Consider the following 19,772-nt stretch of genomic DNA (forward strand, 5'->3'; position numbering starts at 1 on the left):
GCCACGCCGCCCTTATTTGAACAAAGTGACATACAGTCTCGGGCAGTCTCTGCGCGTCCGTAATTTTCTGAAAGGCAATTGATGAAGAAGAAAGTCCTTGTCGTCGGCGGTGCCGGCTATATCGGTTCGCACACCTGCCTTCTCCTGTCTGGGCGAGGGTATGAACCGGTCGTTTTCGACAATCTGTCCAACGGGCATGAGGAGTTTGTCCGCTGGGGGCCTTTCGAACAGGGTGATATTCGCGACCGGGCGCGGCTGGACGAGGTCTTCGCCAAGCACCAGCCAGAGGCCGTTCTTCACTTCGCTGCGCTGATCGAAGTCGGTGAATCGGTCAAGCAGCCCGTGGCTTTCTATGACAACAACGTCATCGGCTCGCTCAACCTGCTTTCCGCCGCCATCGATGCCGGCGTCACGGCTTTCGTTTTTTCGTCCACCTGCGCAACTTACGGATTGCCCGAACAGGTACCGATCGACGAGACGCACCGGCAGGCGCCGATCAACCCCTATGGCCGCACCAAATGGGTGGTGGAGCAGGCGCTGAAGGATTACAGCACCTATAAGGGGCTGCGTTCGGTCATGCTGCGCTACTTCAACGCCGCTGGCGCGGATTTCGAAGGCCGCATCGGTGAATGGCACAAGCCGGAGACCCACGCGATCCCGCTGGCCATCGAAGCCGCACTCGGCCGGCGTCAAGGCTTCAAGGTGTTCGGCACGGATTACGACACGCGCGACGGCACCTGCGTGCGCGACTATATCCACATTCTCGATCTCGCCGATGCGCATGTGCGGGCCGTGGATTATCTGCTTGCCGGCGGGGAGACCGTCGAACTCAACCTCGGCACCGGCACCGGAACGACTGTGAAGGAACTGTTGGCGGCGATTTCGGAGGTTTCCGGCCGCCCCTTCCCCGTCGAATATACCGGGCGGCGCGACGGCGATTCCACGACACTCGTCGCCAATAACGACAAGGCGAAGGAGGTTCTCGGCTGGGAGCCGCGTTATTCCCTCTCCGACATCATCAAATCCGCCTGGGCCTGGCACTCCTCCCGCAATGCGGGCGATTGAACAGCCGGCGATCAGATAGAAAAAAGACACCGGCCTGTTGGCCGGTGCCTCTCGCGGGACAGCTGATAGAAGCCGTTCCCGCTCCTGCCTCCCAGGGACGGGAATTAGGGCTTGGTGGCGGACGTCGTCGTGCCGTCAGGGGCCGCCGGCGTTGCCGCGTTCTTTTCGCTCGCCTGCTGTTCCAGCGTCTTGAATTCGGGAGCGGCCTTCAGCGTTTCCGCCGTTTCCGTCGTTGTCAGGCGGATTGTACCGTCTTGCGCGTTGAGCGTCATCGTTACCTTATCCATCGGAACCGCAACATCCTTTGCGCCGATGCCCAGGAAGCCGCCGACGCCGATCACCGCAGCAACCAGACCGCCATCTTCTTCCATAATCAGGTTGGTGACGTTACCGATGCTTTCATCGGCCGCCGTATAGACCGACTTGCCGATATAATCGTTCGCGCTGACCTGCGTTTCGCCCTGCTCGGTCAAATAGGCGCCACCCATCGTTGTGGCCGCGCTGTCATTGGCAGAAGGGGCGGCAGGCGTCATCGGGGTGGCAGGCGGGTTTGCCGGCTCTGTCTGCGCACTCGGATTTGCCGGTGCGGGCTGGGTCGTACCCTGAGCGATGGCCAGCGGCGCGAAAGCCGTGGTGCCCATCAAAGCAGCTGTGACGAGGATAGTAATTTTCTTTGCCATTTCGTACCTTCCTTTCATCGTTCTCAACTGGCCGGCGGTGATGAATTTCATGCCCGCTGCTCGACCGGTTCGTCAGGCAAACGGGTTGGTCGTTGAAATAGTTCCGATTTTTTCAATCATACCGATGCAATTGTGGCCTGCCACAACGACCGAAGGTAAAAAATCAGGCATTGCTAATGAGGGACGGCACGGTATTATCCGTGCCGTAACAATGCCATAACTGCCGGAGTTTTGTATGCCTCTACCCGGCAACAGACTGAAAGACATGATTTCGGCTTTGCGTCGGCGCAGCGCGAATTTTTTCCCAACGGCTTCCATCGGCACCTATCTGGTGGTGATGGCTACCGTCATCACCCTGCCGCTCATTCTCTTTGGCGGCTATCTGATGCTGCGCCTGGAAGCGGAAAAACGCGACGACCTGCAACGGGAAACCATCGAGGACGTGCGGGTGGCCTCGCGCAATATCGACCGCCGCCTGCAGGAAATCGCCACGTCTCTCAATCTCCTGTCGCAATTCCCGGAACTTGAAAGCGGCAATCTCGCCGCGTTTCAGGGACGCGTCGCCGACAGCCTGAAGCGGGAGGGCCTCTACGCCATTCTCACGACCAAAGATGGCCAGCAGCGTCTCAATACACGCATGCCCTATGGCCAGCCGCTCGGCAAGGTGCCGGCGGAAGCCAACCTGGCCAAAGCGATCGACTCTGGCCGCATCACCGTCTCGAACATGTTTTTCGGCCAGACCAGCAAGGAATGGGTGTTCAACGTCACCTTGCCGCTCGGCCCGGATTTGGACGCCGCCGGAGACGCCCTGATCCTGACGCAGAATACCAGCGACCTGAGCCGGCTCATTCCCACGGAAACCCTGCCACGCAACTGGGCGGTCGCCATCATTGACGGCAACAACCGCGTCGTCGTCTCAAGCGCGCCCGATGAGGCGGAAATGGGCAAGCCGTTTGTCACCCCGGACGTCCTTTCGGAGATGCAGGCCTTCAGCGGCAATTTTTTTGATGGCAAGGGCAATCTCTATGCCTATGCCCAATTACCGGGCTGGCAATGGAAGACGGTGATGTGGGGTCCGCTCGCCGCAAGCCAGGCGGCGCTGATAGATACCTGGCGACAGATGATGATCGGCAGCCTGGTGCTGGTGCTTATCGCCATTGGCGGCGCCTATCTGGTCGGCCGGCAATTGCGCAGCTCCATTCGTGATCTGACCCTGATGGCCGAGCGCATTGGTGAGGGCGAGATCGTCGCACCCATCGATACCAAGATAAAGGAAGCCAACCAGGTCGCCATAGCACTCTCCAACGCGTCCTTCGACAGAAGCCAGTCAGAAGAGCGGCTGCAATTGCTGCTGCACGAACTTGTACACCGTTCCAAGAACATTCTGACGCTGGTTCAGGCGATGATACGGCAATTGGGACGCGAAAATAAAAGTATTCCGGAATTTCAAAAGGAGGTGGATCACCGCCTGCGCGGCCTTGGAATGTCGATCCGGGCCTTGGCGGAGGTTCAATGGCAAGGCCTGCCGATCCGCAAGCTGATCGAGACCCATCTCGAAGTTTTCGGCACCGTGGCGCATCGCGTCCTGCTGATCGGAGATGATTTCATGCTCTCCCCGGAAGCAGCACAGAATTTCGGCCTGGTGATCCATGAGCTGACGACGAATTCCATCAAATATGGCGCATTGTCGGTTCCAACAGGAAAAATCACCGTGCGCTGGCAGCCGTTTGAAAAAGACGGGCGCCAGATGATCCACCTCGTCTGGACCGAAACGGGTGGCCCTCCGGCGAGCGAACCGAGCCGCAAGGGTTTCGGCACCACGGTCATAAAAAGGCATGCGGAAGGCGCCTTCGGTGGGCAGGTGCTGACGGAATATCGTGAAGCCGGCTTCGAGTGGACGCTGGAGGCGCCGATGCGTTATTTCACGCCCAAAAGATCGGAACAGACAGGCCAGCACTGATGCTGGCAAGCGGGTTCAAAAGCAGCTCATTTGTCGATTGTTAAAAAATGCATTTTGCGGGAACCTATTCCCGGCAGGTGCATTCTTACTGCAGGCCAAGCAATTCCCCCGTCCCCGCCTGAAGCTTGGCTGAAAATAAACAGGTTTCACCCCTGAAAACCTGTCATGAAATAGCACGGCTCTTTTCATGAGCCGTGCTATTTGTTTTTGATTTCCAGGACATGAGCGTTAAACCCGGCGTCGCGCCCGATATCGCGATTTCAGGCGGCGTCCACGCTGTCGCCGGAAGGAAATTTCAGCCGGTAGACGATTCGCTTAGCCGTCAACTCGTATTCGGCGCTTCCACCCAGCGCGGAGGGAACCACCTTTTCGAGCACCACGCTGCCGAAGCTGCCACGCCGGGTTTCGACCGGCTCTTTCGACGGCATCATCGGCTCATTCCATTCAACCATATAAAAATCACCCTCCTGACGACATTGCAGGGATATGGGGGGGTGATAGGCAAGATTGCCGCTATGGCTGACGGTGTTGACGACCAGCTCATGGAAGGCGAGCCCGATATAAAGCGCGCCGTTCGGATTTAGCAGCAGGTTTTCGCCTTCCATATGGATGAGGTTCGGATATTCCGGCACATAAAGATCGAATTGCTGGCGCAGCAGCTCGAATATTCGCGCGCCCCGCCAGTCCGAATCCGTGATGAGATCCTGACTTTGCGCAAGAGCATGTAGCCGTCCTCGAAACTTTCTCAGAAAATCGTCCTTGGTCAGGCTGAAGCGGGCCGTCTGGCCTGCAAGGCTCTGGATGATCGCCAGGAGGTTCTTGGAACGGTGGCTGACCTCGCGCAGCAACGAGCGCAGAAGCTGCTCGCGCCGCCTTTCCGCCGTCACCTCGCGAATGGTGGTTTTCATCACCACCTGGTTCGACTGGTTGAAGGTGGAGTGGACCTGAAACTGAAAGACACGATCATTGCCGGCGTTGACTTCCAGCATACCGCGGCTGCCCGCCGTCTTCATGTCCTTTTTAAGTTCGGCAAGCCGCGCGGAGAGATCTTTGCCGAACAGATTTTCATCGGTCGGATGGGAATCGGCCGGAAGTTTCCAGACATCCGGCAGATTGGCCACGAATATATAGTCGCGGTTCCAGTCCTGCAGCATGACTGTTTCACCCGAATCGAGCAAGGCGAGAACGAGCGAATCGTGAAGTTCGCTTTCGTTCCTCTCCGCGTTGTGCCATGCCAGCCGATGCAAATTCATCTCCTTGCAGAACGCCGCAGGCTAGCCCCACGACTGTAACCGCCAACGCCCGGGCGCCAGACTGGTTCCCGGTCAGCCTGCGGCTTCGGCAAAATTCACGCCGCGGCGCGTGAGCTTTCGTTGAAAAACAGGGCCTGGCTGATAAGCGCCTTCACCATGTCCGGATTAAACGGCTTCGTCACGAGGAAGGTCGGCTCCGGCCGTTCGCCCGTCAGAAGACGCTCGGGGAAAGCCGTGATGAAGATAACCGGGAGGGTGGTCATCTCAAGAATGTCTTTCATCGCATCGAGACCGGAACTGCCGTCGGCAAGCTGAATATCGGCAAGGATCATCTTCGGTTGGGTGCGATGGAAGAGATCGAGCGCTTCCGTATGCGTGCGGGCGATGCCAGTGACGCGGTGACCGAGATCGGTGACCATCTGCTCGATATCCATCGCGATCAGAGGTTCGTCCTCGATGATCATGATGTCGGTCGCCACCTGCCGGGCGATCTCGGAGGCTGCCTCATCGATCAGCTTGCCGACCTGATCCTCGGAGACTTTCAGGACCTCTGCGGTTTCCGATGGCGTGAATTCTTCGACCGTCGTCAAGAGGAAAGCCTGACGGGCCAGCGCCGGCACGGCGGAGAGGTTGGCCGAGGCGCGTTTTTCCCATCCCGACAGGTTTTCGTCGGCCTTAATATTGATCGTGACGGAACTAAAGATCGATACGAACAATTGATAGAGCGAAACGCGATCGCTGCTTGTCTGCGGAAAAATGCTGATATCGGCGATCAGAGCTTCGAGTGTTGCCGCAACATAGGCATCGCCCGTCGATTGTGAGCCGCAAACGGCACGCGCGAACCTGCGCAGATATGGCAGGTGCGGTGCGATGCGTGTAGAAACTGACATGGAATTCTCCCCTTTCATGCGGTCTGCAACGCAAACCCACGATAGCAACGTGCGCATGTCAAAAATAGTTCCGGATCGCCGGAACTATTTTTTTCACCGCGCATTCTTTGCCACGACGCAGAAGGAATACCGGACGTTATGAGAATATTTCAATCGGACCAAGACCAGCCGGACAATCCGGCCGCCCCCCAGGTTCCACACTCGGGACGGGCGGTGATTTCCCGCAAGCTCAGGGAGCTTTATGATGCCGTTCAGGATGAAGGCATCCCTGACAAATTCCTCGACCTTCTCGAAAAACTCGATGAAGCCGAAAGCAGAGCCAAGACGAAGGCTTCGGAGGAATGATGGCGAAAGAGCCGGAACAGACAGAATACAATTTCAAGCGGGAAATGCTGGCGGCGCTGCCGAACCTGCGCGCCTTCGCGATTTCGCTCATCCGCTCGAGGGACCGTGCCGACGACCTCGTGCAGGACACGATCATGAAGGCCTGGGCCAAACAGGACAGCTACCAGCCTGGCACCAACATGCGGGCATGGCTGGTGACGATCCTGCGCAACGAGTTCTACAGCCAGATTCGCAAATCCGGCCGTGAGGTGCAGGATACGGACGGCGTCTATACCTCGCGCCTGTCGGTGCCGCCGGAACAGCATGGTTCGGTAGACCTTCAGGATTTCCGCGCCGCACTCGCAAAGCTGCCGGACGACCAGCGTGAAGCCATCCTGCTGATCGGGGCTTCGGGTTTTGCCTACGAGGAAGCCGCCGAGATTTGCGGTTGCCCTGTCGGCACAATCAAGAGCCGCGTGAGCCGTGCGAGACTGCGCCTGCAGGAATTGCTCGGCATCGAGAACGAAAACGAGTTCGGCCCGGATGCGCAGATGAGCGCGGTGACCGCCGCTGCCACGGCGCGCTGAGGAAATTGAACGACAGAAACGGGCAGGCAAACGTCTGCCCGTTTTTCCATGGCCGCTTTTCAGATGCCGGTTTCCTTGACCGATTGCATGACCACGAAGGTCGAAGTGTTGGCCACGGATGGCAGGCTCGAGATTTTCTCGCCGAGTACCCTTCGATACTTGCGAATATCGCTGGTGCGCACCTTCAGAAGATAATCGAAGGCGCCGGCGATCATGTGGCACTCCTCCACTTCCTTGATCTTGCGCACCGCCGCGTTGAACTCCTCCAGCGCCTTTTCACGCGTATCGGAGAGTTTTACCTCGGCGAAAGCGATGTGATCGACGCCGAGCTTCTGCGGATTGAGCATGGCGCGGAAGCCGAGAATATAGCCTTCATCCACCAGCCGCTTCAGCCGCGTCTGGCAGGGCGTCTTGGAAAGACCAACCCGTTTTGACAATTGCAGAACGGACATCCGCCCGTCCTCGCTGAGCGCCTCGAGAATCTTGAGATCGAAGTGGTCCAGACCGTCTGTTTTTTGACTATTTGCCACGCGATTTTACGCCTTATCTGGAAAATAAAAGTTCATATAGCCTGTTTTATCCCGAAAATAGGGCCATAGCAATTTTTGCGATGATGATATTGTCTGTGCCAGAGATGAAAAGCGGCGGGCGGAGGACACGCGGCCGCCGAAGGTCTGTCTCCAACAGCGTTTTCAGGGTTTTTCAGAATGGCCGATGGTGCAAGCAACGCCGGTGTAGTGGCGAACGATATTTTCCAGAATTTTGCGCCGCCGGTGCGCGAGCAAAGCTTGTTGCGCAAGGCGATCACCGCCGCCTATCGTCGCCCGGAAGAAGAATGCCTGGCGCCGCTTATCGAGGCGGCAACGGTGACGGCTGAAGAGGCGAAAGCCATTCGCGACACCGCCCGCAAACTGATCGAGGCATTGCGCGCCAAGACCAAGGGCAACGGCGTCGAGGGGCTGGTGCAAGAATATTCGCTCTCCAGCCACGAGGGCGTGGCGCTGATGTGCCTTGCCGAAGCGCTGCTGCGCATTCCCGACACCGCCACCCGCGACGCGCTGATCCGCGACAAGATCGCACGCGGCGACTGGAAGTCCCATATTGGCGGAGGGCGCTCGCTCTTCGTCAATGCTGCCACCTGGGGCCTCGTCATCACCGGCAAGCTGACGTCGACAGTAAACGATAGCGGCCTTTCGTCGGCGCTGACCAAGCTCATCGCCCGCGCCGGCGAACCCGTCATCCGCCGTGGCGTTGATATGGCCATGCGCATGATGGGCGAGCAATTCGTGACCGGCGAAACCATCGGCGAAGCGATCAAGCGTTCGAAGCCGCTGGAGGAACAGGGCTTCCAATATTCCTACGATATGCTCGGCGAAGCCGCGACCACCGCTAAGGATGCGGAGCGTTATTACAAGGACTATGAAAACGCCATCCACGCCATCGGCAAGGCGTCGGCCGGCCGTGGCATCTATGGTGGTCCCGGCATTTCCATCAAGCTTTCGGCGCTGCATCCGCGTTACGCCCGCGCCCAGGCCGAGCGGGTGATGGCGGAGCTTCTTCCGCGCGTCAAATCGCTGATGCTGCTCAGCAAGACATACGATATCGGCCTCAATATCGATGCGGAAGAAGCCGACCGGCTGGAACTGTCGCTCGATCTTCTCGAAGAACTGGCGCTCGACAAGGATCTTGCCGGCTGGAACGGCCTCGGTTTCGTGGTGCAGGCCTATGGCCGCCGCTGCCCCTTCGTTCTCGATTACATCATCGACCTCGCCCGCCGTGCGGGCCGCCGCATCATGGTGCGCCTCGTCAAGGGCGCTTATTGGGACGCGGAAATCAAGCGCGCACAGGTGGAGGGGCTGGAGGATTTCCCGGTCTTCACCCGCAAGGTGCACACGGATGTCTCCTACATCGCCTGCGCCCGCAAGCTGCTCGCCGCGCGCGATCTGGTCTTTCCGCAGTTTGCCACCCACAATGCGCAATCCATGGCGACGATCTACCATCTTGCCGGTCCAGACTTCAAACTCGGCGACTACGAGTTCCAGTGCCTGCATGGCATGGGCGAACCGCTCTACAGCGAAGTCGTCGGCAAAAAGAAGCTCGACCGTCCCTGCCGTTTCTACGCCCCCGTCGGCACGCATGAGACGCTGCTGGCCTATCTCGTGCGCCGCCTGCTGGAAAACGGTGCGAACTCTTCCTTCGTCAACCGCATTGCCGACCCCGCCGTGCCGGTGGATTCCCTGCTGGAAGACCCGGTCACGGTGGTTAAAACCTACCCCGTTCCCGGCGCGCGTCACGACCGCATCGCCGCCCCTGAAGGTCTGTTCGGCCCTGAACGCAAAAATTCCGCCGGCCTCGATCTTTCCAACGAAACGACGCTCGCCGCACTGGACGGAACCCTCAAGGCAGGTACAGCAACGGAATGGAAAGCCGCCGCGCCGCAGGCAGGCGGTAACACGCGCCCGGTTCTCAATCCCGGCGACCACAATGATATCGTCGGCCATGTGACCGAACCGACTGAAGCCGATGCCGAAGCGGCCATGCAGCGGGCGGCGGCCTCGAACTGGCCTTCCACCCCGGTGGATGAACGCGCCGCCTGCCTGGAGCGCGCCGCCGACGCGATGCAGGCCGAGATGCCCGCCCTGCTCGGCCTCATCATGCGCGAAGCGGGAAAATCCATGCCGAACGCCATTGCCGAGGTTCGCGAGGCGATCGACTTCCTGCGTTATTATGCGGCGGAAGCCCGCAGAAACTTCAAGGCCGGCGAAACGCCGCTCGGCCCGGTCGTCTGTATCAGCCCGTGGAACTTTCCGCTTGCGATCTTCATCGGTCAGGTAGCGGCGGCGCTGGTCGCCGGCAATCCGGTTCTGGCAAAGCCCGCCGAAGAAACGCCGCTGATCGCGGCTCAGGGCATACGCCTGCTGCATGAGGCAGGCGTTCCGGAAGACGCCGTGCAGCTTCTGCCGGGCGACGGTAAAACAGGTGCAGCACTCGTCGGTTCACCATCGACGGCAGGTGTAATGTTTACGGGTTCAACGGAAGTGGCGCGGCTCATTCAGGGCCAGCTTGCCGATCGGGTTCTGGCCAATGGCCAGCCGGTGCCGCTGATTGCAGAAACCGGCGGACAGAATGCCATGATCGTCGATTCCTCCGCGCTTGCCGAGCAGGTCGTCGCCGATGTCATCGCGTCCGCCTTCGATAGCGCCGGCCAGCGCTGCTCGGCATTGCGCATCCTCTGCCTGCAGGAAGATGTGGCGGACCGCACGCTGACCATGCTGAAAGGCGCACTGCATGAATTGCGGATCGGCCGCACCGACAAGCTTTCCGTCGATGTCGGCCCCGTCATCACCGCGGAGGCGAAGGGCATCATCGAAAAGCATATCGAGGGCATGCGCGGGCTCGGCCACCGCATCGAACAGATTTCGCTTGCGGGTGAGACCGGCAGGGGCACCTTCGTGCCGCCGACGATCATCGAGATGAAATCGCTTGCCGATCTGAAACGCGAAGTCTTTGGCCCGGTGCTGCACGTCATCCGCTTCAAGCGCGACAATCTCGACCGGCTGATCGACGAGATCAACGCCACCGGTTACGGCCTCACCTTCGGCCTGCACACCCGTCTCGACGATACGATCCAGCACGTTCTGTCCCGCGTCGCGGCCGGTAATCTTTATGTGAACCGCAACATCATCGGCGCGGTTGTCGGCGTGCAGCCCTTTGGCGGACGCGGCCTCTCCGGCACCGGCCCCAAGGCGGGCGGCCCGCTTTATCTCGGCCGCATGACGCAAAAGGCGCCGAAAATCGACCGCATCGCCAGCCAGCAGGATCAGGCAGCCGTCGATCTCGCCCGCTGGCTGGATGAAAACGGCGAAACCGTCGCGGCCGAAGCCGCACGTCAAGCGGCAGCGCTTTCCGGCCTCGGCTTTGAAACCGAGCTGGCGGGGCCTGTCGGCGAGCGCAATGTCTATGCACTGCATCCACGTGGAAAGGTTCTGCTGGTTCCGGCAACCGAACAGGGGCTTTACCGCCAGCTTGCGGCAGCGCTTGCGACCGGAAACGCGGTTGTCATCGACAATGCTTCTGGACTGGAGAAGTCGATCTATGGCTTGCCGGCAACTGTAACCTCGCGCATCGTCTGGGCGGATGATTGGGAAAAATCCGGTCCCTTCGCCGGCGCGCTGGTTGAGGGAGACGCGGATCGTATCGTGACGGTCAACAAAAAGATCGCCGCCCTGCCCGGCCCGCTCACTCTCGTTCAGGCCGCGGCGACGGAAGCGCTTTGCGGGGAAAGCCAGCCCTATAATCTCGACTGGCTGGTCGAGGAAGTCTCCGTCAGCGTCAACACCACGGCCGCCGGCGGCAACGCCAGCCTGATGAGCATTGGCTGACGATATTGTCCGGCGGGTCTCGGCCCTGCCGGTTCACGCTTTGTCCGTTGGTGCCGCCACGGCGAATAGAAATGCCGGCGTGGATGAAGCCGCGCCGGCATGGTGGATCAATTTCTCTCTGGAAGAGGCGATTATTCGATATCGAACGAAACACCCTGTGCCAGCGGCAGCGCCTTGGAGTAGTTGATGGTGTTGGTGGCGCGGCGCATATAGGCCTTCCAGGCGTCGGAGCCGGATTCACGGCCGCCGCCGGTTTCCTTCTCGCCACCGAAGGCGCCGCCGATTTCCGCACCCGAAGTGCCGATATTGACGTTGGCAATGCCGCAATCGGAGCCTTCCGACGACAGGAACCGTTCCGATTCCTGCATGTCGCGGGTGAAGATCGATGACGAAAGACCGGCGGCAACGGCGTTGTGGTCGTCGATCGCCTGATCGAGATCGCTGTATTTCATGACGTAGAGGATCGGCGCGAAAGTCTCTTCCAGCACAGGCCCCGCCTGCTTCGGCATTTCGACAAGCGCCGGCTGGACGTAATAGGCATCAGGCGCACCCGTATCCACGCGGCCGCCGCCATTCACCACGCCATCATGCGCTTTCGCCGCTTCGAGGGCCTTCTGCATGCCGTCAAAAGCCGCCTTGTCGACCAGCGGACCGACGAGTGCGGAGGTTTCCAGCGGGTTGCCGACGGAAACGGATGCATAGGCCTTTTTCAGGCGCGGCACGAGCTGGTCATAGACACTGTCATGCACGAAGAGACGGCGAAGTGTGGTGCAGCGCTGACCGGCCGTGCCCATGGCGCCGAAGGCGATGGCGCGCAGCGCCATGTCGAGATCGGCGGAAGGGCAGACGATACCGGCATTGTTGCCGCCGAGTTCCAGAATGGCGCGGGCGAAGCGTTTCGCCAGACGCGGGCCGACATCACGGCCCATGCGGGTGGAACCGGTGGCCGAGACGAGCGGCACCTTGGGATTATCCACCAATGCCTCGCCAACGGCGCGGTCGCCGATCAGAAGCTGCGAGAGACCTTCCGGCGCATCGCCGAAGCGGGCGGCGGCGCGCTCAAAGATGCCCTGAACGGCAAGTGCCGTCAGCGGGGTCTTCTCCGAAGGCTTCCAGACCACCGAATTGCCGCAGACAATGGCGAGCGCCGCATTCCACGACCATACCGCGACCGGGAAATTGAAGGCGGAGATGACGCCGACAACGCCAAGCGGATGCCAGGTTTCCATCATGCGGTGGCCTGGACGTTCGGTGGCGATCGTGAGACCATAAAGCTGGCGGGAAAGACCGACGGCGAAATCGCAGATGTCGATCATTTCCTGCACTTCGCCGAGACCTTCGGACGGAATCTTGCCTGCTTCCAGCGACACGAGACGGCCGAGATCGCTTTTGAAGGCGCGCAGTTCCTCACCGAGCAGCCGGATCAACTCACCACGACGGGGAGCCGGCACATTGCGCCATGCCTTGAAGGCGGCGTCGGCCCGGTCGATCACGGCTGCGACACCTTCGACCGAAACGGTCTTCAGGCTCGCGACCTGCTCACCCGTCACCGGGCTGAAGGACGCCATATCGCCGCTGGTATAAAGTTCGCGGGCAACGCCCATCCTGTCGAGCAGGGCCGCCGCTTCCTGTTTCACATCGAGCTTCGTGGTCGCATCCATATCCGTCGTCCTTTTGGCTAAAAAAGGGAGGAAAGGCCGTTTTGACGCGGCGCTTTCAACTCCCGTCACTTTTCTTTCCCCGAATTTGTCATCCGTTCTCTGGAACTGGCGTTTTGCACCGTTCCATTCTTTCCCGTAATCATATATGGCTACAATAACGCTTTCTAATGAGGAAAGCGGGTAAGTTGATGCGAGAATGGAATGGATCCACGCAGAAGACTGGTCCCTGACATCGTTACCCTGCAAGCGTTCGAATGCGCGGCGCGGCACGGCAATTTTACGCGTGCGGCAGAAGAACTCAACCTCACGCAGAGCGCGGTGAGCCGGCAGATCGGTGAACTCGAAGCGCAGACGGGAATGCAGCTTTTCGAGCGCATCCGCAGGCGGGTCGTGCTCTCGGAGGCGGGCCGCAAATTCCTGCCGGACGTGCGACGCCTGTTGCAGCAGTCCGAACAGCTGATGGTGCGCGCGGTTTCAGCCGGAACATCGCACGCATCGCTTTCCGTCGCGACATTGCCGACATTCGGCAGCCGTTGGCTGATGCCGCGCCTCCGCCGCTTCATCGACAACAATCCTGATGTGGCAATCACTATCGGCTCGCGCTCCCACCCCTTCGATTTCGATGAGGAAGGTTTCGATCTCGCCATTCATTACGGCCAGCCGGTCTGGGCGCATGGCACCTGCACATTTTTATGCAACGAGGTGATCGTGCCGGTTGCGAGCCCCACCCTCCTGCGCCGCGCCAGCGTGAGCGTGCCGCAGGACCTGACCGGACAACCGCTCCTGCATGTGACGACGCGGCCGAAACTATGGACGGAATGGCTGGAGATGAACGGTGTGACGGCGGCTAACGCTTATCAGGGTAGCCGTTTCGACCAGTTTTCGATGATCATCGAGGCAGCCGCGAGCGGCATCGGCTTTGCCCTTCTGCCAAAATATCTCATCGAGGCGGAGATCGCCTCCGGCCGTCTCGAAATCGTCTTCGACATTCCCCTGCGGACCGACAAGAGTTATTACGTCGCCCTGCCGGAAGGACGGCAGGACAATGCGCTGGCCCGCGCCTTTCAGGCCTGGCTGCTCGATCAGGTCGGCAAGCCGGTGTAATCCATCATCTGCTCAGAGAAAAGGGCGAAGGGAAACACCGTCAAGTCCCGGAAGATCGGGGCCGACAGGCACGATACGGGTCGGATTGAGCGCCTTGATGGAATAATAACCACGCTTGATGTGATCGATATTGACCGTGTCGCGCACGCCCGGAACGTTCAGCACGCGCATCATATAGGCGTGCAGCGCGGAATAATCGGCGATGCGGCGAAGATCGCATTTAAACAGGCCGTAATAGGCGGCGTCGAAACGCACCAGCGTCACAAAAAGCCGGACATCCGTTTCGGTCAAAAGATCGCCGAAAAGGAAAGGCCCGCCTGAAACAAGACGGTTTTCAAGCTCCTGAAGCGTTGCGAAGACGTCGGCGAAGGCCTCTTCATAGGCCACCTGCGTGGTGGCGAAACCGGTTCTGTAAACGCCGTTGTTGAGGCGCGGATAGATGTGGTCATTGAGAGCATCGATTTCATCGCGCAAACCTTCCGGATACAGGTCCACGCCATCATCGGCCAGAGCGCCGAAACCGGAATTCAACATGCGCAGAATATCGGCGGATTCGTTGTTGACGATGGTTTTTGTCTTTTGGTCCCAAAGCACGGGCACGGTGGCGCGGCCGGTATAATGCGGATCCGCCCTGGTATAGGCCTCGTGCATATAGGTAAAGCCGTTGAGCGTATCGCGGTCCGAACCCGGATAGTCGCCGAATTTCCAGCCCTCGTCGGAAAGCGCCGGCTCGACCACGGAAACGGAAATCACCTCTTCCAGCTTCTTCAGCTTTCGGCCGATCAGCGTGCGCGATGCCCAGGGGCAGATCAGCGCGACATAAAGATGATAGCGGCCACTTTCGGCCGCAAAACCACCCTCGCCCGTCGGCCCCGCCGAACCGTCAGGCGTCACCCAGTTGCGGAAGCCGGAGGTCTGGCGAACGAAGCCGCCCTTCTTGTCCGTCGCCTGCACCGGATGCCAGTCGGCGGTCCATTTTCCATCCACGAGCATTTGCGGCTCCCCGTTCATCTAAAGATGAAAGCCTTATGGGCCGGGTCGCCGCCGCTTCACAAGCCGCGCTTCGGTTGACGCACTGTTTCCGATCAAGGGTGAGCTCAAAGACGATTGCGGAAAAACGGGTTCCAGCGCACGGTGCCGAGCCTTACCTTCTCACGGATCATCGTCAGCAGTCCCGATGCGGCGATGACGGCGAGCCCAAGCACAGCAGTGGCGTCAGGATATTCGTGGAAGAAAGCAATGCCGATCGCCACGGCCCAGAGGATTTGCGAATAATGCGAGGGCGCGATCTGGCTTGCCGGCGCGATGCGGGTTGCGACCAGAAGGGTGATCTGGCCCGTTGCCGTGCAAAGCCCGATGAAAGCGAAGGCGAGCAACTGGTGCAGATTGGGCATGACGAAATCGGGGATCGACGCGATGCCATTAAAGGTCAAACCATAGATCAACAGCACGCCCATGATCGAGGTGCGCTTTTCCTTGCCCGCCAGCGAGCGCAAAAGAACGATGGTCATGGCCGCAAGGAATGCCACGCCGATGGCGGCAATATGCCCGAGCTCCAGTGTCTTGAAACCAGGCCGCACGACGAGAATGACACCGACGATGCCGGCCAGAACCGCCGCCCAGCGCCACGGGCCGATATTCTCCTTCAGCACGGCGGCGGAAAGGACGGTCACGAAGAGCGGCGACAGGAAGATCAGCGCATACGCTTCCGCCAGCGGAATGGTGGTGAAGGCATAGATTCCGAAAATACCGGCGAAGAGACCGGAGATGGCGCGCCCATGCACGGCGAAGGGCCGGCTCATGCGCCAGAATTCACGCCACCTTTCTTCGCGCGGCTTGCTGAAGAAGATGAAGATGCCGGAAAAGAGGATGCTGAAGAAGCCTATTTCGAAGACGCTGATCTGCGATCCCAGCGACTTGATTGTGGCATCGCCCATGGAAAAGGTCGCATAAGCGAACAGACCGAGCAGAAAACCCTTTTGCATTTGACTTCCCCGAACATCGACCGCAATGCAAAGCATCCCCCGGCCGCGTGACACGACCTGGACGCCCCAACCAAGGGACAGACGGTTTGGCAGATTTGATCCTCGACCCTATGGCTAGACCCGGCTACCTATGAGTGCAAGCCGCAAAACAGGTAAAAATGGGCGATCTCACAGCATCGATGCAATCGGCTGCAAGGTGCGGCAAATTTGTCCCGCCACGGCCATCACATCCCCGTCATGGAAAGAGGTTAGCCGGTGTTGATCGCAGCGCTTGGCGACGGACATGAAGGCGGCTAAACATCATCATGCGATTTTTCACCCGCCGATTTCCCCGGCCGGTGCAGCCGCGTTAACATGGCCTCGCTAACCGAAAGGAAAAAGAATGCGGATTGTGATGATCGGTTCGGGTTATGTCGGCCTCGTGTCCGGCGCGTGTTTTGCCGATTTCGGCCATGACGTGGTCTGCGTCGACAAGATGCCGGAGAAGATCGAAGCCCTGAAAAGCGGCCATATCCCCATCTTCGAGCCGGGTCTCGAAACAATCGTCGCCAACAACGCCAAAGCCGGTCGGTTGAGCTTCACGACCGATCTTTCCGCAGCTGTGGCCAATGCCGATGTCGTCTTCATCGCGGTGGGCACCCCCTCGCGGCGCGGTGATGGCCATGCCGATCTCGGTTATGTCTATGCGGCGGCGAAGGAGATCGCCCATGCGCTTGACGGGTTCACCGTCATCGTCACCAAATCTACTGTTCCCGTCGGCACCGGCGACGAGGTGGAGCGCATCATTCGCGAAGAAAACCCCTCGGCCGATTTCGCCGTGGTCTCCAACCCGGAATTCCTGCGCGAAGGGGCCGCCATCGAGGATTTCAAGCGGCCGGACCGTATCGTCGTAGGCCTCTCGGACGAGCGCGCCCGCCCCGTCATGACCGAGGTTTACCGCCCGCTTTACCTCAACCAGTCACCGCTGCTCTTCACCACAAGGCGCGCTTCCGAACTCATCAAATATGCCGCCAACGCCTTTCTGGCGATGAAGATCACCTTTATCAACGAAATGGCTGATCTCTGCGAAAAGGTCGGCGCCAATGTGCAGGACGTCTCGCGCGGCATCGGTCTCGATGGCCGCATAGGCCCGAAATTCCTGCATGCCGGGCCCGGTTATGGCGGCTCCTGTTTCCCGAAGGACACGCTGGCGCTCGCCAAGACCGCGCAGGATTATGATGCGCCGGTGCGGCTGATCGAAACCACCATCGCCATCAACGACAACCGCAAGCGCGCCATGGGCCGCAAGGTCATCAACGCTGTGGGCGGCGATGTGCGCGGCAAGAAGATCGCCGTGCTTGGCCTCACCTTCAAGCCGAATACCGACGACATGCGCGACAGCCCGGCAATCGCCATCATCCAGACCCTGCAGGATGGCGGCGCGAAGGTGGTGGGCTACGATCCGGAAGGCATGGCGAATGCCCGGCACCTGATGGAAGACATCGACTATGCGGCCGGCCCTTACGAAGCCGCGGAAAACGCCGACGCCGTCGTGATCGTGACGGAATGGAACCAGTTCCGCGCGCTCGACCTGCCGCGCCTCAAAGCCATCATGAAAAGCCCTGTGCTCGTGGACCTGCGCAATATTTACCGAACGGATGAAGTTGCCGGCCATGGCTTCATCTATGCCGCCGTCGGCCGCCCGCATGAAGGCAGCCCGGGCAACGGCACCTGAAGACTGCGCTTTCGCAATTTCATCAAAAGATTTTCCGCGCTTCGGTCTAACCGCAAACGCACCAACGGATTCGGGACTTAGTCATCATGCGTTATCTGGTTACCGGCACGGCAGGATTCATCGGCTTTTACGTTGCGAAACGGCTGCTGGACGCCGGCCATTTTGTCACCGGCTTCGATGGCATGACGAAATATTACGATGTCAGCCTCAAGGAAAAACGCCACGCAATACTTGCCCGCTCCAACGGCTTCCGGGCCGAGATCGGCATGTTGGAAGATACCGATGCGCTGAAGCGGGCGGCAGAAGCAGCAGAACCGGAAATCATCATCCACCTCGCCGCACAGGCCGGTGTTCGTTACAGCCTTGAAAATCCGCGCGCCTATATCGATTCCAATCTCATCGGCTCGTTCAACATGCTGGAGCTCGCCAGAAGCCTGGAGGTCAAGCACCTGATGCTGGCGTCTACCTCCTCCATCTACGGCGCCAACGAGAAAATCCCGTTTGCGGAAAGCGACAAGGCCGACGAGCCGATGACGCTTTACGCCGCCACCAAAAAATCCATGGAGTTGATGGCGCACAGCTATGCGCATCTGCACAAGCTGCCCACCACCGCCTTCCGCTTCTTCACGGTCTACGGCCCGTGGGGACGGCCGGACATGGCACCGATCAAATTCGTCGATGCCGTTTCCAACGGCCGGCCCATCGATATTTACGGGCAAGGCAATATGAGCCGTGATTTCACCTATATCGACGATCTGGTGGAGGGCATTGTCCGGTTGAGCCAGATCATCCCCTCCGAGGAAAACCGTGTGACGCAGGAAGGCGTGACCGACACGCTTTCGCACCACGCACCTTTCCGCGTCGTCAATATCGGTGGCGGCCAGCCGGTGGAACTGATGCATTTTGTCGAAACGATCGAAAAGGCCGTTGGCAAGCCGGCGATCCGCAACATGCTGCCGATGCAGCAGGGCGATGTTCCCCGCACCTTCGCCTCGCCCGATCTCCTGAGGGCATTGACCGGTTATGTGCCGCAGACCCCGGTCGAGGAGGGCATCAAGGCCCTCGTCGCCTGGTATCGCGACATGAACGGCAAACTGAAAGAATAATAATAATCAGAGTGTCGCCAGCAGCCTGTTCGACAGGGCACCACCGGATGCCGCCTGCATCGACACCTTGGTTTCCACCGCCTCGATGATTGTATCGCTGAAGTCCACATTGGTGAGTTCAAGGATATTCGACAGCCCGCCCGGCGAAAACACGTTCACCTCCAATATCTTGTCGCCGACGATATCGAGGCCGACAAGGAACATGCCATCCTCCACGAGCTTCGGACGCATCATTTCAGCCAGTTCGACAATCTCATCCGTCACCTTCACCGCCTCGGCGGTGCCGTTGGCGTGGATGTTGGAGCGCAGGTCTCCCTTGGCCGGCACCCGTCGAAGCGCGGCATATTGGCCATCGCGCATCAGGGGCCTGCCGTTCATCATGAAGAACCGAACATCACCCTCTTTCGCGGCAGGCAGATAGGCCTGCGCAATCAGATAACCCTCAAGGCTCACCGCCTCGAAAATCTGATTGAGATTGGTCTCCTTGCTCGACCCGATCTTGAAAACATTCTTGCCACCGGAGCCCTGCAGCGGCTTGACGATGACGCCCTTCGGGTGCGCATCGGCAAAGGCGCGGATTTCCTCGACGTTGCGGGAAATCAGCGTCGTCGGGCGAACGATTTCAGGAAAGCTCTGGAAATAGAGCTTGTTCTGCGCAAGCGCCAGACCTTCGGGGTCGTTCAGCACCACCACACCGCGCTGCTCGGCAAGCCTGCCGAACAGAATACCGGCATGAACGGCCCATGGCCGGGTGGTCTGGTCGAGCGACGGATCGTTGCGCAGCATCAGCGCGTCGATTTCCTCCACGTCCATGGTCATGCGCTCAAGCGCCTTGTCCTGGAGTGCCGCATGGAAAGCCTCGGGCTTTTTGTATTTGCCCTTGCGGACAACAGTGGCATGAACCGCCAGCGTGTCATCGGAGCGCAGGGTAAAATCCCCCGGTGTCAGATAGACCACATCATGGCCGCGATTGAGCGCGGCCATGGCCAGCAGGCCCGTGGCGAAGGTCGGCCCCTCGGTTTCGATGGAATTGACGAAAAATGCGATACGCATGAAGCCCC

At 59.6% G+C, this 19,772-nt stretch carries 16 protein-coding genes; 8 read left to right on the forward strand and 8 right to left on the reverse strand.

Going from position 1 to position 19,772, the window contains the following annotated elements:
• Positions 1-81 precede the first annotated feature (81 nt).
• Positions 82-1,065 carry a UDP-glucose 4-epimerase GalE gene (gene galE, locus BS627_RS20095; protein WP_089153274.1) on the forward strand — a complete coding sequence of 328 codons (984 nt, stop codon included), beginning with the start codon at positions 82-84 and terminating at the stop codon, positions 1,063-1,065.
• Between the two features lie 104 nt (positions 1,066-1,169).
• Here galE and BS627_RS20100 read toward each other — a convergent pair whose 3' ends face one another.
• The gene (locus BS627_RS20100; protein ID WP_077984981.1) at positions 1,170-1,745 is read right to left on the reverse strand and encodes a PRC-barrel domain-containing protein; all 576 of its coding nucleotides are present in this window, start codon (positions 1,743-1,745) and stop codon (positions 1,170-1,172) included.
• 235 nt (positions 1,746-1,980) lie between these two features.
• Here BS627_RS20100 and BS627_RS20105 point away from each other — a divergent pair, with 235 nt between their 5' ends.
• Positions 1,981-3,705: a sensor histidine kinase gene (locus BS627_RS20105; RefSeq protein WP_077984947.1), complete on the forward strand. Its 1,725-nt coding sequence runs from the start codon at positions 1,981-1,983 to the stop codon at positions 3,703-3,705.
• Between the two features lie 260 nt (positions 3,706-3,965).
• Here the strand turns inward: BS627_RS20105 and BS627_RS20110 are convergent, their stop codons facing one another.
• Complete coding sequence (locus tag BS627_RS20110) at positions 3,966-4,958, reverse strand: sensor histidine kinase (RefSeq protein WP_077984948.1); 993 nt, start codon at positions 4,956-4,958, stop codon at positions 3,966-3,968.
• 95 nt (positions 4,959-5,053) lie between these two features.
• On the reverse strand, positions 5,054-5,848 hold the full coding sequence (locus tag BS627_RS20115) for a response regulator (protein ID WP_077984982.1): 795 nt from the start codon (positions 5,846-5,848) through the stop codon (positions 5,054-5,056).
• A gap of 138 nt (positions 5,849-5,986) precedes the next feature.
• Between BS627_RS20115 and BS627_RS20120 the strand changes: the two genes are divergently transcribed.
• Together BS627_RS20120 and BS627_RS20125 are read left to right on the forward strand one after the other, a co-directional pair.
• The gene (locus BS627_RS20120) at positions 5,987-6,193 is read left to right on the forward strand and encodes a NepR family anti-sigma factor (RefSeq protein ID WP_077984949.1); all 207 of its coding nucleotides are present in this window, start codon (positions 5,987-5,989) and stop codon (positions 6,191-6,193) included.
• Positions 6,193-6,759 (forward strand): RNA polymerase sigma factor, encoded by a 567-nt coding sequence (locus BS627_RS20125; RefSeq protein WP_003508744.1) that lies wholly within the window; start codon positions 6,193-6,195, stop codon positions 6,757-6,759. Before BS627_RS20120 ends, BS627_RS20125 begins: the two co-directional genes overlap by 1 nt.
• A 59-nt stretch (positions 6,760-6,818) precedes the next feature.
• On the opposite strand, the gene BS627_RS20130 is transcribed toward BS627_RS20125, so the two are convergent.
• Entirely contained in the window at positions 6,819-7,289 is a 471-nt protein-coding gene (locus BS627_RS20130) for an Lrp/AsnC family transcriptional regulator (protein ID WP_077984950.1), read from the reverse strand.
• Between the two features lie 177 nt (positions 7,290-7,466).
• Here BS627_RS20130 and putA point away from each other — a divergent pair, with 177 nt between their 5' ends.
• Complete coding sequence (gene putA, locus BS627_RS20140) at positions 7,467-11,141, forward strand: trifunctional transcriptional regulator/proline dehydrogenase/L-glutamate gamma-semialdehyde dehydrogenase (RefSeq protein ID WP_077984951.1); 3,675 nt, start codon at positions 7,467-7,469, stop codon at positions 11,139-11,141.
• A gap of 131 nt (positions 11,142-11,272) precedes the next feature.
• Here putA and amaB read toward each other — a convergent pair whose 3' ends face one another.
• The gene (amaB, locus tag BS627_RS20145) at positions 11,273-12,802 is read right to left on the reverse strand and encodes an L-piperidine-6-carboxylate dehydrogenase (RefSeq protein ID WP_077984952.1); all 1,530 of its coding nucleotides are present in this window, start codon (positions 12,800-12,802) and stop codon (positions 11,273-11,275) included.
• 201 nt (positions 12,803-13,003) lie between these two features.
• Between amaB and BS627_RS20150 the strand changes: the two genes are divergently transcribed.
• Entirely contained in the window at positions 13,004-13,906 is a 903-nt protein-coding gene (locus BS627_RS20150; RefSeq protein ID WP_077984953.1) for a LysR family transcriptional regulator, read from the forward strand.
• A 12-nt stretch (positions 13,907-13,918) separates the two neighbouring features.
• Here the strand turns inward: BS627_RS20150 and BS627_RS20155 are convergent, their stop codons facing one another.
• Both BS627_RS20155 and BS627_RS20160 read right to left on the reverse strand, forming a co-directional pair.
• On the reverse strand, positions 13,919-14,899 hold the full coding sequence (locus BS627_RS20155) for a glutathione S-transferase family protein (RefSeq protein ID WP_077984954.1): 981 nt from the start codon (positions 14,897-14,899) through the stop codon (positions 13,919-13,921).
• Positions 14,900-15,003: 104 nt separating this feature from the next.
• Positions 15,004-15,891: a DMT family transporter gene (locus BS627_RS20160; protein ID WP_077984955.1), complete on the reverse strand. Its 888-nt coding sequence runs from the start codon at positions 15,889-15,891 to the stop codon at positions 15,004-15,006.
• Positions 15,892-16,273: 382 nt separating this feature from the next.
• Here BS627_RS20160 and BS627_RS20165 point away from each other — a divergent pair, with 382 nt between their 5' ends.
• Positions 16,274-17,605, forward strand: a complete 1,332-nt coding sequence (locus tag BS627_RS20165; RefSeq protein ID WP_077984956.1) for a UDP-glucose dehydrogenase family protein — start codon at positions 16,274-16,276, stop codon at positions 17,603-17,605.
• Positions 17,606-17,691: 86 nt separating this feature from the next.
• Positions 17,692-18,711, forward strand: a complete 1,020-nt coding sequence (locus BS627_RS20170) for an NAD-dependent epimerase (protein ID WP_077984957.1) — start codon at positions 17,692-17,694, stop codon at positions 18,709-18,711.
• A 6-nt stretch (positions 18,712-18,717) separates the two neighbouring features.
• On the opposite strand, the gene BS627_RS20175 is transcribed toward BS627_RS20170, so the two are convergent.
• Entirely contained in the window at positions 18,718-19,764 is a 1,047-nt protein-coding gene (locus BS627_RS20175) for a glutathione synthase (protein ID WP_077984958.1), read from the reverse strand.
• Between the last annotated feature and the right edge of the window lie 8 nt (positions 19,765-19,772).

The sequence above is a fragment of the Agrobacterium salinitolerans genome, assembly GCF_002008225.1.
Classification (GTDB): Bacteria; Pseudomonadota; Alphaproteobacteria; order Rhizobiales; family Rhizobiaceae; genus Agrobacterium; species Agrobacterium salinitolerans.